This window comes from Stenotrophomonas sp. STEN054 (assembly GCF_056854535.1).
In genome coordinates, this window is sequence record NZ_JBXFWG010000037.1 from 26800 (window position 1) to 43180 (window position 16381).

Below are 16381 nucleotides of genomic sequence, written 5' to 3' on the forward strand. Positions count from 1 at the left end.
CAACAGCACCACCGTGCTCCGCGCTGAATGCGCTCTGCCCCTAGAAGCCCATGGCGCAACGGCTTGCGGGTTAACGCCGGGTCAAGACGATGTAAACGTTTACGGTGTCTCTCATTCGTTGCGGCGCAGCAACGAAAGTGTCACGAACTCGTTGACATCGTTGTCAACGCAGTTACAGACTCCGCCCCATCGACGGGCCTTTCGTGGGTCCGCTTCCTACCTGCAGCAGGAGCCCGCGTGACCGCCAGCCACCCCGCCCCGGCCCATGTCCTGTCCCGCGTCGCGCCCTCGTTCCTGGCCGCCGACGTCGGCGGCACCCATGTGCGCGTGGCAAGGGCACAGGCCAGCGGCGACGAGGCCCATCCGGTGCAGCTGCTGGAATACCGCAAGTACCGCAATGCGGACTACGCCGGCCTGAGTGCGATCCTCACCGACTTCCTCGGCGACAGCGCGCGGCCCAGCCAGTGCGTGGTCGCCACCGCCGGCTTCGCCCGCGAGGACGGCACGGTGATCACCGCCAACCTGCCGTGGCCGCTGTCGGCCCGCCAGGTGGAAGCCGAGGTCGGCCTGCAGCACGTGCACATCGTCAACGACTTCGAAGCGGTGGCCTATGCCGCAGCGCAGGTTGACGCAAGCGGCGTGCTGCACCTGTGCGGCCCCGAGACCGCGCCGCGCGGCCCGACCCTGGTGGTCGGCCCCGGTACCGGCCTGGGCGCCGCGCTGTGGATCCCTGCTCCGCACGGCCCGGTGGTGCTCGCCACCGAAGCCGGCCAGCCGACGCTGGCCGCAAGCACTGAACTGGAAATGGCCATCGTCCGCCACATGCAGCGCGACCGCGCGCACGTGTCGATCGAACATGCGCTGTCCGGCCCCGGCCTGATGAACCTGTACCACGCCATCTGCGCACTGCAGGGGCAGGCCCCGGTGCTGGCCAGCCCGGATGCGGTGACCGCCGCAGCGATGGCCGGTACCGATGCCTTCGCCCGCCAGGCGCTGGATGTGTTCTGCGGCCTGCTCGGCAGCACCATCGGCGACATGGCGCTGTTCTACGGCGCGCAGGGCGGTGTCTACCTGGCCGGCGGCATCCTGCCGCAGATCCGTGAATACCTGCATGCCAGCACCTTCGTCGAACGCTATCTGCAGAAGGGGCCGATGGGCGAAGCGCTGGCACGCATCCCGGTGAAGGTGGTCGAGCACGGGCAGCTGGGCGTCATCGGCGCCGCCAGCTGGTTCCTGCTCCACGCCAACGCCTGAACCGCAGTACGCAGCAAGCAGTACGCAGCACCGCAGTACGCACGACGCACTGGAATCGCACCATCGCGCCCGGCAGCCCCTGCTGGCGCCAGGCATGACCTGCCATTCGTTCGCCGCCGACAACGCACATCAGTGATGAGGAGAGACATCATGAACACCCGCAAGACTCTGCTTTCGGCAGCCATCGTCGGCTGCCTCGCCTTCTCGGCGCACGCCCAGCAGGCCACCCCGCAGGACCTGGACACCGTGCAGGTGGTGGGCATCCGCGCCAGCCTGGAAAAATCGCTCGACACCAAGCGCAACAACGTCGGTGTGTCCGAAGCGATCACCGCCGAGGACATCGGCAAGTTCCCCAGCACCAACGTCGCTGAAGCGCTGTCGCAGATCCCGGGCGTAACCCTGGACCGCCGCTTCGGCCAAGGCGAGCGCGTCAGCATCGACGGCACCGACCCCAGCCTCAACCTGTCCTTCCTGGACAACCACCCGGTGGCGCAGGCCATCTGGCTGTACGGCGAACAGCCCAACCGCGGCTTCGACTACACGCTGCTGGCCCCGCAGATCCTGGGCCGCGCGGAGATCATCAAATCGTCCGAAGCGCGACTGACCGAAGGCAGCCTCGGCGGCACCGTACTGATGCACACCCGCAAGCCGCTGGACCTGAAGCAGAACGAAGTGGCCGCCTCGGTGGGCTACAGCTACAGCCAGCAGGCCAGCGAAGGCAAGCCGAACGCGGCCGTGCTGTACAGCTGGAAGAACAACGACGAAACCTTCGGCGTGGCCGTCTCGGCCCAGCACTACGAAGAAGCCGTCGACCGCCAGGGCAAGGAAGTGTTCGGCTACACCAAGGCCAGCACCTTCCCCAATGCCACCGGCGTGGCTGCCGACGTGGACGTGCCGAACTCGTTCAACGCCGCCTGGTTCCAGCAGGAACGCAAGCGCGACAGCGCGGTGGTCAACCTGCAGTTCAAGCCGACCGATGAGCTCGAGTTCAATCTGAGCGGCATGTACATCAAGGAAAAGTTCGACAACTACAACCAGTCGCTCTATTCCTTCCTGACCTGGAACCCGGGCACCGTCAACGCCGTCAACCAGCTCGGCGACGTGCGCAACGGCGTGGCCACCAGCGGCCACTCCAATGCCAGCGCCATCGCCAACAGCGGCACGCTGATCTATGACAACAACGTGCGCCTGTCCGAAGTGGTCACCAAGGGCGTGGACCTGCGCGGCGCCTGGAAGGGCGAAAGCTGGGGCGTGACCGGCCAGGCCGGCCAGAGCAAGTCCGACAACAAGAACCTGGCCCAGTACTTCATCGAGCCGTTCTATAACGGCGGCTACAGCTGGAACATGGACAAGGGCATCACCTTCGATGACCCGGCAGGCGCCCGCGACCCGGCCAACTGGGGTTCGGCCGGCGGCTGGTTCGGCAACAACGGCGTGTTCTCCACCGAGAGCAAGGACACCTACGCCCAGCTCGACTTCAACGTCCAGTTCGACAGCATCTTCAACCAGCTGCAGTTCGGCGTACGCCACGGCAAGCACGATGAAGCCTTCACCCTCAACGTGTACGGCGGCGTCACCCCGGGCACGCTGGCCGACGTCGGCACCATCGGCCTGACCGATATCCAGGGCTTCACCCCCGACCAGGGCCGCCACGTGCAGGCCGGCCGCAACAACGTGCTGAACTGGGTGCGCAACAGCCCGATCGACTACAGCAACCCCGATCCGGCCAGCTACCTCAACAACAGCTGGGCGCTGACCCAGACCAACAACGCGGCCTACGCGCAGTTGAACTTCTCCAACGGCCCGCTGCGCGGCAACCTGGGCGTGCGCTACGTCGATTCCAAGACCGAAGGCAGCGGCTTCGTCTACGGCGGCACGCCGACCCTGACCGACCTGGACAGCAAGTGGCAGACCCGCACCAAGAAGGAAGACTTCGTGCTGCCGTCGTTGAACGTCGCGTGGGACACCGACAACGACTGGGTGTTCCGCTTCGCCGCCGCCAAGGTGATCGCCTGGGCGCCGTACAACCAGATGGTCAACAACACCTTCCTCAACGACACCACCCTGACCGGTTCGGGCGGCAACGCCGATCTGTCGCCGTATGAGTCGTGGAACTTCAACGCCTCGGCCGAGTACTACTACGCGCCGCAGGCCGTGGTGGCCTGGTCGGTGTTCTACAAGAAGATCGACAACTACATCGACACCTCGGCCACCATCGAGCGCCAGTACAATTCGATCCGCGATACCTCGCCGGCCACTTGGGCGAACCTCGTCGGTACCAACGGCTGCACCGCCGACGGCTACTGCGATTACAGCATCCAGCGCCCGCGAAACGCCGGCAGCGGCCACGTCAAGGGCTTCAACATCAGCTTCCAGCAGCCCTTCGGCGAAAGCGGCTTCGGCCTGACCGCCAACTACACCTACGCCAACGGTGAGAACAACACCGGCGATCCGCTGCCGTACCAGTCGCGCAATGCCATCGCCTTCAGCCCGTACTACGAGAAGGGCCCGATCAACGCGCGCCTGACCTACAACTGGCGTGACAGCTACCTGGCCGGCGGCTACGTGGCCGGTGCCGCCCCGTCCAGCGTGGACGACTACGCGGAACTGGGTGCCAGCTTCGGCTACACCTTCAACGACAACTGGTCGCTGACGGTGGACGCGCAGAACCTTCTGGACGAGACCTACTTCCAGTACCTGGGCGACAAGGAACACCTGGCTGGCAAGTACAAGAGCGGCCGCCGCTACATGGCCACCCTGCACTTCAAGTTCTAGGGCTGCACCCAGCTGCACATCGCGACGGGCCCGGATTTCCGGGCCCGTCGTACGATGGGATACCGGAATCGCCGCCTGCGCGGCGGCCACGCGCGGCACAGCGAGCCGCCCACCACAGGAGTGAGACGATGCGACCCTTCCCCCTTGCCAGCATGCTGCTGGGCCTGGCAATGCTTCCCGCTGCCGCCCGCGCCGCCGATGCCCCGGCACTGGATACCGGCCCCGGCCCACAGCTGCGCGCCGGCAGCCTGATGCTGATCCCCGCACCGGCCAACGTGCAGCGCGGCAAGGGCGCCGGCATCACCGTGTCCGCAGGCACGGCCTTGCGCGCCGACAGCGAAGCCGAGCAGCGCGTGGCGGGCCAGTTCGCCGATCTGCTCGCCCGCAGTGGCGGCCCGCGCCTGGCGCCGGCCACCGGCAAGGCCGCGGCCAAGACCGGCGGCATCCGCTTCCAGATCATTCCCACCTTCCGCGACACCGGCGAGGGCTACACGCTGGAGAGCACCGCGCAGGGCGTGCTGGTACAGGCCGGCAACGAGACCGGCCTGTTCTACGGCGCCACCACCCTGGCCCAGCTAGCCACCAGCGGCAGCCAGGGCGCGCTGCCGGCCGTGCAGATCCAGGACGCACCGCGTTTCAGCTGGCGCGGCTTCATGCTCGACTCGGCGCGCCACTTCCAGAGCCTGGACGAGATCAAGCGCGTGCTCGATGCGATGTCCGCGCACAAGCTCAACACCTTCCATTGGCACCTGACCGATGACCAGGGCTGGCGCATGGAGATCAAGCGTTATCCGAAGCTGACCGAGGTCGGCAGCTGCCGCCTGCCGGCCGGCGAGAGCGGCATCGATCCGGTGACGAAGCAGGAATACCCGTACTGCGGTTTCTACACGCATGACCAGATCCGCGAAGTGATCGCCTATGCGGCCAAGCTGCACATCCAGGTGATCCCGGAAATCGACGTGCCCGGCCACGCCACGGCCGCGATCGCCGCCTACCCGGAACTGGGTTCGATCAGCACGCCGCTGAAGCCGATCAGCGAATGGGGCGTGTTCCCCAACCTGTTCAACGTCGAGGACGGCACCGTCACCTTCCTGGAGAACGTGCTGGAGGAAGTGATCCAGCTGTTCCCGGCGAAGTACGTGCACGTGGGGGGCGACGAAGCGGTCAAGGACCAGTGGATCGCCTCCAAGCAGGTGCAGAAGCGCATGCGCGAGTTGGGCATCAAGGATGAGATGGCCATGCAGAGCCACATCATCAAGCGCCTGGAAACCTTCCTGGAAGCGCACGACCGCCGCCTGATCGGCTGGGACGAGATCCTCGAAGGCGGCCTGCCGCCGCAGGCCACGGTGATGTCCTGGCGCGGCACCGAAGGCGGCCTGGCCGCGGCCAGCAGTGGCCATGACGTGGTGATGTCGCCGGTCAGCCACCTGTATCTGGACTACCTGCAGACCGGTTCGCCGAACGAGCCGCCGGGCCGCCCGGCCCAGGTCAACCTGGCCAAGCTGTACAACTTCGAGCCGGTACCGGCCGAGCTGGCCGCCGACAAGCGCGGGCACATCCTCGGCCTGCAGGCGAACATGTTCACCGAGCACACCCGCACCTACGCACGCCTGCAGCACAACCTGTTCCCGCGCCTGGCCGCGGTGGCCGAGACGGGCTGGAGCGCGCCGGAGCATCGCGATTTCCGCGATTTCCTCGCCCGCCTGCCGGCGCAGCTGCAGCGCTACCGCGCCTGGGGCCTGGCCTATGCGCAGACCCCGTTCGAAGTGGGCGTGGGCCATACCGACGACCGCGCCGCGAACACGGTGACGGTGTCGCTGGCCAATCCGCTGGGCTATGAAGTGCGCTACAGCACCGACGGCACGCCGGTGACCGCCAGCTCGCCGCTGTACCAGCAGCCGCTGACCCGGCCGCTGCCGGCCACCGTGCAGGCCGCCGCGTTCTTCCAGGGCCAGCCGCTGGCAGCGGCACCGACGATGGCGTCCTACACCGCGCAGTCGCTGCTCAGCCGCCACAGCGAGGAGCTGCGCAGCTGCGTGGGCGAAAAGGGCCTGGTGCTGCGCCTGGAAGACGATGGCCCGCGCGAAGGTGCGCGCACGGTGTTCACCGTGGACATCTTCCAGCCGTGCTGGCGCTGGCCGGCCGCGCAGCTCGATGGCATCGGCAGCGTGCAGGTTCGTGCCGGACGCATTCCGTACTACTTCCAGCTGGCCCACGACGAGCCGGCGCGCAAGTTCGAGAAGGCCAAGGGCCGCAACGGCGAAATGCTGGTCCGTCGTGGCGACTGCACCGGCAAGGTCGTGGCACAGGTGCCGCTGCCGGCCAGCACCGATGCCGATGGCTTCGTCACCCTGCGCGCGGCGCTGCCGAAGGGCGTGTCGGGCACGGACGATCTGTGCATCAACTTCACCGGCGATACGCGTCCGGCGATGTGGGTGCTGGATGAGGTGACGCTGAGGTAGAGCCGAGCCCACGCTCGGCGGCCGTTGCTCCATCCACGCATGGCGTGGATCTACGGGTGAATGCATCCACGCATGGCGTGGATCTACTGACAACGACGTGCTACCTCAGCCGCGCCAGCGCAGCAGGATGTCGCGCAGCGGGGTCAGGGCGGTTGCCAGGCCCGACAACACGCCCAGCGTGTTGGCCAGCGCATCCATCGGGTCGGCGCTGCGGTTGCTGGTCAGTGCACCCTGCGCGAACTCGATGCCCACGCCCATCAGCACCAGGCCCACGCCCGCCCACAGCAGCGGCGTCCCGCGGCGGAACAACTGCACCGCGCTGCCGGACAGGATGAAATAGGCCAGGAAGTGCTCGACCTTGTCGCCGTTCTCGGGCAGGTCGATCGGCGGCGGCGGAATCAGGCAGACCACGATCACCACCAGCACCGCCAGCAGCCAAAGCGCGGTCCACAGCCGCGGCCGACGCAGCGGCTTGATCACCGGCAACCCTGCGCTCACAGGCGCCAGCTCAGGTCACCCAGCTCGAAGGCCGGTTCGAAATCCACCTCGCGCTGCAGGCCGATCACCTGGAAACGTTCGCCCATCTCGGTCGGCAGGGTCAGCTTCTTCACCTGGTCGCGCAGCTGGATGCGGCCCACTTCATCGGTGCGCTCCTCGGCCAGCACCAGCACCTGGTCCAGGCCATTGCCGAGCAGGAAACTGGACTGGCTGCAGTAGCCAGCCAGCTCGAAGCCCCCGTGCAGGCCGGCCTCGGCCATGGCGGTGAAATCCACCGACGCGGTGATGTCCTGCAGGCCCGGCCAGCGGTACACCTCGTTGTGCACGTGGTGGCGGTAGAACGCGCGCACGGTGCCGTCGTCGCGGTCGTGCTGGTAGAACTCGCCACGGTTGTAGCCGTAATCGACGAACAGCATCGCGCCGCGCTGCAGGCCACCCGCCACCGCCTGCAGCCAGTACGGCAGCTGCGGCAGCACTTCGGAGCGGTAGCCATCGGCGAAGGGCTTTTCAAGGTAGCGTTCGAGGTGGCGCACCGCGCCGTTGAGCAGCACATCGGCCGGCTGCGCGCCGCGCATGAAGTTGCCCTCGCCATCCAGCTCGACGGTTTCCTCGTAGACCTCGCCGTCCTTGATCAGGAAGCGCGGGGTCGGCAGCGCGTCGATCACCTCGTTGGCGAACACCACGCCGTCCCAGTCGTCATCGAACGGGCGGTCGACCCATTCCACGCGGCTGGCCAGCTCGGGCGGCAGGTTCTGCTGCAGGCGCTGCTGCTGGCGCTGGCGCAGGTCCGCGCTGGGCTCGAGGATGGCGTAGCGTGCCGGCAGCGCGTCCAGTTCGGCCAGGCGCAGCAGCACGGCCTCGGCGAAGGCACCGGTGCCGCCGCCCAGTTCCAGCATGCGCGCGTGCGCGTCCAGCTGGGCGAACACCGGGGCCAGCGCGTTGGCCACGCTGCCGGCGAACAGGCTGCCGAGCTCGGGCGCGGTGGTGAAATCGCCGCTGCCGCCGAACTTGCTCGCGCCGGCGCTGTAATAGCCCCAGCCGGGGGCGTACAGGCACAGCTCCATGAAGCGCGAGAACGGGATCGCCCCGCCCTGCGCAAGGATTTCGGCACGCAGGGCGGCCGCCAGCTGGTCGCTGTGGGCCAGGGCGTCGGCTTCAGGCAGGGGGAAGGTGGGCTGCATGGTGTCTTCGAATGCGGTGACAATGGTGCACAGGATAGCCGAGCCTTGGAGGACCCTCATGAGCGACACCGCCCCCGTGGCCCTGATCACCGGCAGCGCCCGCCGGATCGGTGCGGCCATCGCCCGCCAGTTCCACGCCTGTGGCTGGTCGGTGGTGCTGCACGCCCATACATCCAGCGCCGAGCTGCAGCAGGCCGCGTTCGACCTGGAAAACATCCGCCCGGGCAGCGTGCTGGCCCTGCAGGCCGACCTGCGCGACGCCGATGCCCTGCCCGACCTGGTCGAGCAGGCCGTGGCCCACTTCGGCCGCCTGGATGCGCTGGTCAACAACGCCTCCAACTTCTTCCCCACCCCGTTCGGCCAGGTCACCGCCGAGGCCATGGACGAGCTCTACGCGGTCAACGCCCGCGCGCCGCTGCTGCTGTCACAGGCGGCCGCGCCCTACCTGCGCCGCCAGCAGGGCTGCATCGTCAACCTGACCGACCTGCACGGCACTGACCCGATGCGCGACCACGTCGCCTACACCATGGCCAAGGCCGCGCTGGAAATGGCCACCCGTTCGCTGGCGCTGGAACTGGCGCCGAAGGTGCGGGTGAATGCCGTGGCGCCGGGCGCGATCCTGTGGCCGGAACAGGGCAAGGACGATTTCGCCCGCGAAGCGCTGCTGGCGCGCACGCCGCTGGCCCGCATCGGCACCGTCGAAGAGATCGCCGAGGCGGTGCACTGGCTGGTGGCCGAGGCCAGCTTCGTCACCGGCCACACCCTGCGCGTGGATGGCGGACGTACGGTCAGTTGACGTTCCGCCAGGCATGGCCCGGCGCTACCAGGCCACATGGATCGGTAGCGCCGGGCCATGCCTGGCGAGCGCAGCGGCAACGAACCCGATCATTCCAGCTCCACGACCTCGAACGCTTCGCCATGCTGCCTGTGCGCGCGCCACAGCGTGGCCAGATCCTGGCCACTCACCGGATCGATGAAGTCCGGGGCGATGTCCGCCAGCGGCTTCAGCACGAAGGCATGCTTCAGTTCCGGGCGCGGGATGCGCAGGTGACCGGGCCCTTCCACCACCAGGTCGCCGTAGAACACCACGTCGACATCCAGCGTCCGGTCGGAAAAGCGCGGCCCGCTGCGGTCGCGGCCATGCGCGTCTTCCAGCGCGTGCAGCCAGTCGTCCAGTTCCTGCAGCGGCAGATCGGTCTCGATCGCCACGCCGTTGTTGAGGAAAGCCGGGCCATCGAAACCGACCGCGGCCGTGCGGTAGGCCGGTGATACCCGCAGCGCGCCGAAACGCTCGCGCAGGGCCATCACCGCGGCGTGGAGGTAGCGGCGGGGCTGGACGTTGCTGCCCAGGCTCAGGAGCACGGTGGTCATGCGGTTCCGGTGACGGCGTTCAGGGGGTGGGGTGGGCATGCCATCGTCACGGCGGCCTGCCTACAATCCGGGACGCACATGATAGGACACCCACATGACCTATTGCGTTGGAATCGAGGTGGACGAAGGCCTCGTCTTCGCCGCCGACACCCGGACCAATGCCGCGCTGGACGATGTCCGCGTGCACCGCAAGCTGCACGTGTTCGAGTACCCCGGCGAGGCGACCTTCGTAGTGATGGCCGCCGGCAACCTGGCCACCACCCAGCTGCTGGTCTCGCGCCTGCAGCGTGATGCCGACGAAGCGCGCACGCCCAACCTGCGGCAGATGCGCCACCTGTTCGAGGCCGCCGCCTACGTGGGCGCGCTGCTGGTGGACAGCCAAGTGAAGTGCCAGCACACCGAACACGGCCACGACGGCGTCAACACGCAGGCCACGCTGATCTTCGGCGGGCAGATCGCCGGCGAGCAGCCGGGCCTGTACATGGTCTACCCGCTGGGCAATGCGATTGCCGCCTCGCCGGAGACGCCCTACCTGCAGATCGGCGAATCCAAGTACGGCAAGCCGATCCTCGACCGCATCCTCGGCCCGGCCACGCGGCTGGAAGACGCCGCGCGCACGGCGCTGCTGTCGCTGGACTCGACCATCCGCTCCAACCTATCGGTGGGCCTGCCGATCGACATGGTGATGCTGCGCAAGGGCGAACTGCAGGTGGGCCAGCAGATGCGCTTCACCGCCGATTCGCCGCTGTACGCCGACATCCACAACAACTGGTCGCGGCGGCTGGAGCAGGCGGTGGCGAGCCTGCCGCGGTTTCCGTGGGAAGCGCCCGGCACCGACGCATGAAACCCCCGGCCTTGGCCTGGCGCTACCGGATTAAGGTGACGGTAGCGCCGGGCCATGCCCGGCGACCCGGTGTCAACCCAGCGCTTCGGCCACCGCGCGGAACACCTGCTGCATCTGCAGCGGCTTACGCAGCACGTGCACGTCGATGCCGGGCGGGAAGGCGCTGGTGTCCAGCTCCACCGCGGCCTCTTCCAGCACCAGCGCAGGGCCGGCGTAGCCCAGCGCAGCCATCTCGCCCAGCAGCTGGCTGGCCGGCAACAGCCGCGAGCCGGCATCGGCAATGACCAGCGCCGGCATCGCTTCCTGCTGCATCCAGCGCAGCGCGGCCGGGCCGTCGGAAGCCAGCTGCAGCTGATACCCCTGGCTGGACAGCGCGTTGCCCAGCAGCGACAGCCGCGTGGCTTCGCCATCAACCACCAGGATCGACTGGCCACTGCCCAGCGCCACCAGCTGTTCGGCCGGCTCACCGCCCTCGGCCAGCTCATGCATCGGCAGCCGCAGCTCGAACCGCGTGCCTTGCCCCAGCTGGCTGCTGACGTGGATGCTGCCACCGGCACCTTCGACGATGCGCTTGCAGGAGATCAGGCCCAGCCCGGTGCCGTCGGCCTTGGTGGTGAAGAACGGATTGAACAGGTGCGACAGCGTGTCGGCATCCATGCCGATGCCTTCGTCGTCGACCACGATGCGCAGCCAGTCCACGCCCTCGCGTTCGCCGGCATGTTCGGCGGTCAGGCCCAGGCGCCCGCCCTGCGGCATCGCCTGGATCGCGTTGAGCGCCAGGTTCAGCAGCACCTGCTGCAGCTCGGTGTAATTGGCGTCGACCGCCAGCCCTTCGTCCTGCACCTTCAGCTCGAGGTTTACTGCCTCGGGCACGTTGCTGCGCAACAGCAGCGCCACGGCCTGGAACAGATCATCGATGAAGATGCGCTCGCTGGGATTGCGCGAGCCACGCACGAAGGACAGCATCGATTCGGCCATCTCGTGGCCACGGCGGCCGCACTCGGCGATGACGTCGGCCAGGTGATGCAGCTGCGGATCTTCCGTACGTGCCTTCAGCAGGTCCGGCATGATCAGCAGCGGCTGCAGGATGTTGCGCAGGTCGTGGCTGAGCCCGGCGGCAAGCAGCGAGAGGCTCTCCAGCCGCTGCGCGCGCATCAGTTCGGTTTCCACGCGCAGGCGCTCCACCGCGCTGCGCGCATCACGCACCGCACGCGCCACCGCCGACGGCAGGCGCGCCGGGTGGTGCTTGATGATGTAGTCGTTGGCGCCCTTCTGCAGGGCCGCCACCGCGTTCTCCTCGCCCATCGTGCCGGAGACGAAGATGAAGGGAACATCCGGTGCGGCCTCACGCACGATGCGCAGCGCTTCGTCACCGGAGAAACCCGGCATGCTCAGGTCCGACAGAACGATGTCCGGCGCGAAGCTGGCCAGCGCCTGGCGCAGCTCGGGACCGCTCTCCACGCGCTCGAAACGGGCGTCCAGGCCCGCGTCGAGCATCTGTTCGGACATCAGCTCGGCATCTTCCGGTGAATCTTCCACCAGCAGGATGCGCAGCGCCCCGAGGGCCGGACCGGTCAAGGGCATGGCCTTACTCGACGTCCGGTGCCTGGTTGATCAGCGCCCAGAACTTGCCCAGGGTCTGCACCGCGCCGAAGAACTGATCCACGTCCACCGGCTTCACCACGTAGGCGTTCACGCCCATGTCCCAGCTGCGCGCCAGGTCGCTTTCCTCGCGCGAGGACGACAGGATGACCACCGGCAGCCGCTTCAGTTCCTCGTGCTCGCGGATCTGCCGCAGCACTTCCAGGCCATCCATGCGCGGCATCTTGATGTCCAGCAGCAGCACGGCCGGCAGGCCCTCTTCGCGGCCGGCCCAGGCACCGCGGCGCAGCAGGTAGTCCATCACTTCCACGCCGTCCTCGACGTGCACGATGGGGTTGGCCAGGCGGGCCTCCTGCAGTGCATCGACGGCCATTTCAGCGTCGGCCGGGCTGTCTTCGGCCAGGAGGATGGTGCGCAGCGTCGTCATGCGGAAGACCCTTGGTTGACTGCATCCAGTGCCGGAGGCAGATAGAAATGGAAGGTGGCGCCAGCGTCGGGCGCGGCTTCGGCCCAGATGCGGCCACCATGGCGGGTCAGCACGCGGCGTACGCTCGCCAGGCCGATGCCGGTGCCGGGGTAGTCACTAGCCTTGTGCAGGCGCTGGAACACGCCGAACAGCTTGCCGGCGTAGGCCATGTCAAAGCCTGCACCATTGTCGCTGACCGTGAACTGATGGCCGCCATCGGCCTGCTGCTGGTAGTCCACGCGGATCTGCGCCGGATCGCGGTTGCCCGAGTACTTCACCGCGTTGCCGAGCAGGTTCAGCCACACCTGGCGCATCATGTTCTCGTCGGCCACCACGATCGGCAGCGGCGCAATGTTCCACTCCACGTGGTGGGCCACGCCGCTGTTTTCGGCATCGATCTTCAGGTTGGCATCGAGCATGGCCCGCGTGTCGGCCACCAGCGTCTGCATGTCCACCGCCTGCTGGCGCATCGCCGCGCGGCCCAGCCGCGAATAGACCAGCAGGTCGTCGATCAGTGCCGCCATGCGCCGCGCCGAACCGGAGATCACATCCAGGTAGTGATGGCTCTTCTCGTCGGCGCCCTCGCCCAGGTGCCGCGACAGCTTGTCGGAGAAACCGGCGACGTGGCGCAACGGTGCGCGCAGGTCGTGCGACACCGAGTAGCTGAAGGCCTCCAGTTCGCGGTTGACTTCCGAGACCTGGGCCACCTTGCCTTCCAGCTGGCGATTCAGTTCTTCCACGCGCCATTGCACGGCGCGCTGCACGGTCACATCGCTCACCGTCATCAGCACCACTTCATCATCGGTGTCGGGCAGCGGCATGCGCCGCGCGTTGATGAGCATGTAGCGCACCGTGCCGTCGGTGCGCTGTTCGTGTTCGAAGTCCCACAGTTCGCGCCCGCGCAGCAGCACGTCGGACAGGCGCTGCCGCACGACCGGATCCTGCCACGCGCCTTCGCCGACATCGGCCAGCAACGTGCCGTCGGCCCGCTCGTCCTGCAGCCCGTACAGTTCGGCGAACGCCGGGTTGTGCAGCTGCACGCGCAGGTCGCGGTCGAGCAGCACGATCGGCTCGCGCACGGTCTGCAGCACAGAGGCGGCCCGCGCGGCCGCGCGCAGCGATTGCCGCTCGGCCTGCAGGCGGCGGCCGATCTGCCGCTGCAGCAGCCACAGCACCAGGCCCAGCAGGCACAGCTGCACCACCAGCGAGCTCCACGACACCAGCTCGGTCTGCTTGCGCTGGCGTGCCGCCTTCTCGGCACGCGCCGCCAGCAACGCCTGCTCGCTGGCCTGCAGTTCTTCGACCAAACCGCGGATCGGGTAGCGCGTGCTCAGGTCCTGCACCAGCACGCGCTGGTCAGTGTTGGGTTCGGAGCGCGCCAGCTGGCGGGCCAGCGCCATGCGCCCTTCCAGCATCGATTCGATGCGGCCGATGCGGATCAGCTGGTCGGGATTGTCGCGGGTCATCCGGGCCAGCTCGGTCAGCCGCTCTGGAATGTCGTTGGCCTTGGCCATGCGCCCGCGCAGGCCGGGCGCATCCACGCCCTTGGACAGGGTCAGCGCCGCCGACTCGACGTCGCGAACGTCGGCCTGCAGCTGCTGAAGGGCCACGCCGACCGCCTGCGTGTGGCTGACCCAGGCCATCGCCTGTTCGTTGTCCTGCTGCAGCTGACGCAGGGTCAGCCAGGGGACGATGATGATCGCAGCAGCAGCGAGTGCCAGGGCAGGCAACCGCCAACGATCCCAGATGTCATCACTGAACACCAGCGCCATTATCCATCGTCAACGAAGCGATGGCGCCAATATAGCGCAGCCGTTCACTCCGCGAACACACGACAGGGGCGCCCCCTGCGGGACGCCCCTGTCCACTTCAAGCGAGCGCCGGTATCAGCGCTTGGCCGCGGCGTTGACCTTCAGCGCGGCCGAATCTACGCGGGTCACGCCCTTGATGCCCTTGGCAGTGGTGACGGCCTTGTCCTTCTCGGCCTGGGTGGCAACGGTGCCGCTGAGGCTGACCACACCGTTGACCGTTTCCACCTTCACTTCGGTGCCCGGGACATTGCTGCTGGCCAGCAGGTCAGCCTTCACCTTGGTGGTGATCCAGCTGTCGGTCACCGGCTCGTTGGAGTCGTGGCGATCCGCGTGGGTCATCGCCTTGTGGTCGGCCTTGGCCGGATCCTTCGCCATCGAATCCTGCGCGAACGCTGCGGAGGAAGACAGGGCCAAGCCCAGGGTGAGGGACGAAGCAATCAGGGTGCGGGTCAGGTTGCTCATCGTGCGGTGCTCCTTCTGGATGTGCTGCCAGTGTGGACAGGTGCCTGTGTTGCAGGCGTCGGGCCGGGGTCACGCTGCCGTGAATCCTCGAAACGCAGCGGTAACCGTTCAGTTTTGTCTTGCCCGCAGCCTCGTTCTACGCTTTGTCTCCCCCACCCTGCGAGCGGTCCATGCGCCCCGACCTGCAACTGGCCCTGATCGGCTACGGCCTGGCCGGCCGTGTCTTCCACGCCCCGCTCATCCAGCACACGCCCGGGCTGGCCCTGCACAGCATCGTCAGCTCGCAGCGTGACACCCTGCTGCGCCGTTTCAGCGATGTGCACGTGCGCGCCACCGCGCAGGAGGTGTTCAATGACCCGGCCGTGGACGCGGTGGTGATCGCCACGCCGAACGCGCAGCACGCGCCGCTGGCGATTGCCGCATTGGCCGCCGACAAGCACGTGCTGGTCGACAAGCCGTTCGCGCTGGACGTGGCCGAAGCGGAAACGGTGCTGGCCGCCGCGCGCGATGCCGGGCGCATCGCCACGGTGTTCCAGAACAGGCGCTTCGATGCGGATTTCCTCACCCTGCAGGCGCTGCTGGCCGAGGACACGCTGGGCGAGGTGGCTGAATGCCATGCGCATTTCGACCGCTACCGGCCGCAGGTGCGCGATCGCTGGCGCGAGCAGGAAGGACCCGGCAGCGGCCTGTGGTACGACCTTGGCCCGCACCTGCTGGACCAGATGCTGGTGCTGTTTGGATGGCCGCAGGCGATCGATGCCGATCTGGCCGTGCAGCGCGAAGGCGGCAGCGGCATCGACTATTTCCATGCGGTGCTGCATTACCCGCAGCACCGCGCGATCGTGCATGCCGGTTCGCTGGTGGCCGCGCCGACGCCGCACTTCGCGGTGCATGGTCGCGACGGCAGCTGGGTCAAGCACGGCCTGGACGTGCAGGAAGCGCAGCTGCGCCGTGGCGTGGCGCCGGGCGCGCCCGGCTGGGGCATCGACCCGCGGCATGGCGAGCTGCTGCGCTACGATGCGGAGGACAACGTGCAGCGCACGACGGTGGACAACCTGCCGGGTGACTACCGGCGGCTGTACGCGCAGTTCGCGGCGGCGATGCGTGGCGAGGGCGAGCCGACGGTGAGTGGGGGGCAGGCGCTGCAGCTGATGCGGTTGCTGGAGGCGGGGATGGTGAGTGCGCGCGAAGGACGGCGGGTGGTGTTGGGGTGATCGGCAGGGCTGCGCCCTGCACCTGCTCAACGCAACGGCAACGGCAACGTCAAAACCGTGCATTCCGTGGGTTGGCGGGGTGGCTCAGGTTGCGGGGGACGGCGCAAGTGCGTCCCTGTAGCCTCGGTCGCGCCATCCATGGCGCTCACGCTCCCGCAACCTGAGCCACCCCGCCTTCGACAGTTTCCTGCGGGCTGTTGGAACCTGCTGCTGATGGTGGACGCTGTGGGTGGGTGCCGACCGTTGGTCGGCACGGCCTCGGATCTGGCAGGTGTCGACCTTGGTCGACACAGTAGAGCCACGCCATGCGTGGATGGCGTGGAAACGATCGGCTTGGGAAAGCACGGTAGCGCCGGGGGGGGGGGGGGCCCGGGGGGCCCACACCCACGGTTAGGGTGGGCGTATTTATTGGGGTGGGCGCCACAAAGGTGTGGGTGGAGG

13 protein-coding genes are annotated in these 16381 nt (G+C 67.8%); 6 read left to right on the forward strand and 7 right to left on the reverse strand.

The window, feature by feature from the left end:
- Positions 1–237 precede the first annotated feature (237 nt).
- The 3 genes from AC1VXD_RS14465 (at position 238) to AC1VXD_RS14475 (ending at position 6491) form a co-directional block, all read left to right on the forward strand.
- Positions 238–1254 carry a glucokinase family protein gene (locus AC1VXD_RS14465; RefSeq protein ID WP_482992622.1) on the forward strand — a complete coding sequence of 339 codons (1017 nt, stop codon included), beginning with the start codon at positions 238–240 and terminating at the stop codon, positions 1252–1254.
- A 150-nt stretch (positions 1255–1404) separates the two neighbouring features.
- Positions 1405–4029: a TonB-dependent receptor gene (locus AC1VXD_RS14470; protein WP_482992623.1), complete on the forward strand. Its 2625-nt coding sequence runs from the start codon at positions 1405–1407 to the stop codon at positions 4027–4029.
- A gap of 128 nt (positions 4030–4157) precedes the next feature.
- On the forward strand, positions 4158–6491 hold the full coding sequence (locus AC1VXD_RS14475; RefSeq protein ID WP_482992624.1) for a beta-N-acetylhexosaminidase: 2334 nt from the start codon (positions 4158–4160) through the stop codon (positions 6489–6491).
- 105 nt (positions 6492–6596) lie between these two features.
- On the opposite strand, the gene AC1VXD_RS14480 is transcribed toward AC1VXD_RS14475, so the two are convergent.
- Together AC1VXD_RS14480 and AC1VXD_RS14485 are read right to left on the reverse strand one after the other, a co-directional pair.
- On the reverse strand, positions 6597–6989 hold the full coding sequence (locus AC1VXD_RS14480) for a VanZ family protein (RefSeq protein ID WP_482992625.1): 393 nt from the start codon (positions 6987–6989) through the stop codon (positions 6597–6599).
- Positions 6986–8170 carry a class I SAM-dependent methyltransferase gene (locus AC1VXD_RS14485; protein WP_482992634.1) on the reverse strand — a complete coding sequence of 395 codons (1185 nt, stop codon included), beginning with the start codon at positions 8168–8170 and terminating at the stop codon, positions 6986–6988. Before AC1VXD_RS14485 ends, AC1VXD_RS14480 begins: the two co-directional genes overlap by 4 nt.
- Before the next feature lie 58 nt (positions 8171–8228).
- Here AC1VXD_RS14485 and AC1VXD_RS14490 point away from each other — a divergent pair, with 58 nt between their 5' ends.
- Entirely contained in the window at positions 8229–8966 is a 738-nt protein-coding gene (locus AC1VXD_RS14490; RefSeq protein WP_482992626.1) for a pteridine reductase, read from the forward strand.
- An 89-nt stretch (positions 8967–9055) separates the two neighbouring features.
- On the opposite strand, the gene folK is transcribed toward AC1VXD_RS14490, so the two are convergent.
- Positions 9056–9541 carry a 2-amino-4-hydroxy-6-hydroxymethyldihydropteridine diphosphokinase gene (gene folK / locus AC1VXD_RS14495; protein ID WP_482992627.1) on the reverse strand — a complete coding sequence of 162 codons (486 nt, stop codon included), beginning with the start codon at positions 9539–9541 and terminating at the stop codon, positions 9056–9058.
- Between the two features lie 94 nt (positions 9542–9635).
- Between folK and AC1VXD_RS14500 the strand changes: the two genes are divergently transcribed.
- The gene (locus AC1VXD_RS14500) at positions 9636–10385 is read left to right on the forward strand and encodes a proteasome-type protease (RefSeq protein ID WP_482992628.1); all 750 of its coding nucleotides are present in this window, start codon (positions 9636–9638) and stop codon (positions 10383–10385) included.
- A 72-nt stretch (positions 10386–10457) separates the two neighbouring features.
- Here the strand turns inward: AC1VXD_RS14500 and AC1VXD_RS14505 are convergent, their stop codons facing one another.
- The 4 genes from AC1VXD_RS14505 to AC1VXD_RS14520 all read right to left on the reverse strand — a co-directional run bounded on the left by AC1VXD_RS14505 (position 10458) and on the right by AC1VXD_RS14520 (position 14726).
- The gene (locus AC1VXD_RS14505) at positions 10458–11969 is read right to left on the reverse strand and encodes an ATP-binding response regulator (RefSeq protein ID WP_482992629.1); all 1512 of its coding nucleotides are present in this window, start codon (positions 11967–11969) and stop codon (positions 10458–10460) included.
- Between the two features lie 4 nt (positions 11970–11973).
- Positions 11974–12414 (reverse strand): response regulator, encoded by a 441-nt coding sequence (locus tag AC1VXD_RS14510; RefSeq protein WP_482992630.1) that lies wholly within the window; start codon positions 12412–12414, stop codon positions 11974–11976.
- On the reverse strand, positions 12411–14225 hold the full coding sequence (locus tag AC1VXD_RS14515) for a sensor histidine kinase (RefSeq protein ID WP_482992631.1): 1815 nt from the start codon (positions 14223–14225) through the stop codon (positions 12411–12413). The genes AC1VXD_RS14510 and AC1VXD_RS14515 overlap by 4 nt, the downstream gene beginning before the upstream one ends.
- Positions 14226–14339: 114 nt before the next feature.
- Positions 14340–14726 carry a BON domain-containing protein gene (locus AC1VXD_RS14520; protein ID WP_482992632.1) on the reverse strand — a complete coding sequence of 129 codons (387 nt, stop codon included), beginning with the start codon at positions 14724–14726 and terminating at the stop codon, positions 14340–14342.
- Between the two features lie 170 nt (positions 14727–14896).
- On the opposite strand from AC1VXD_RS14520, the gene AC1VXD_RS14525 reads away from it, so the two are divergent.
- Positions 14897–15940, forward strand: coding sequence for an oxidoreductase (locus AC1VXD_RS14525; RefSeq protein WP_482992633.1), 1044 nt, complete (start codon positions 14897–14899; stop codon positions 15938–15940).
- Positions 15941–16381 lie beyond the last annotated feature (441 nt).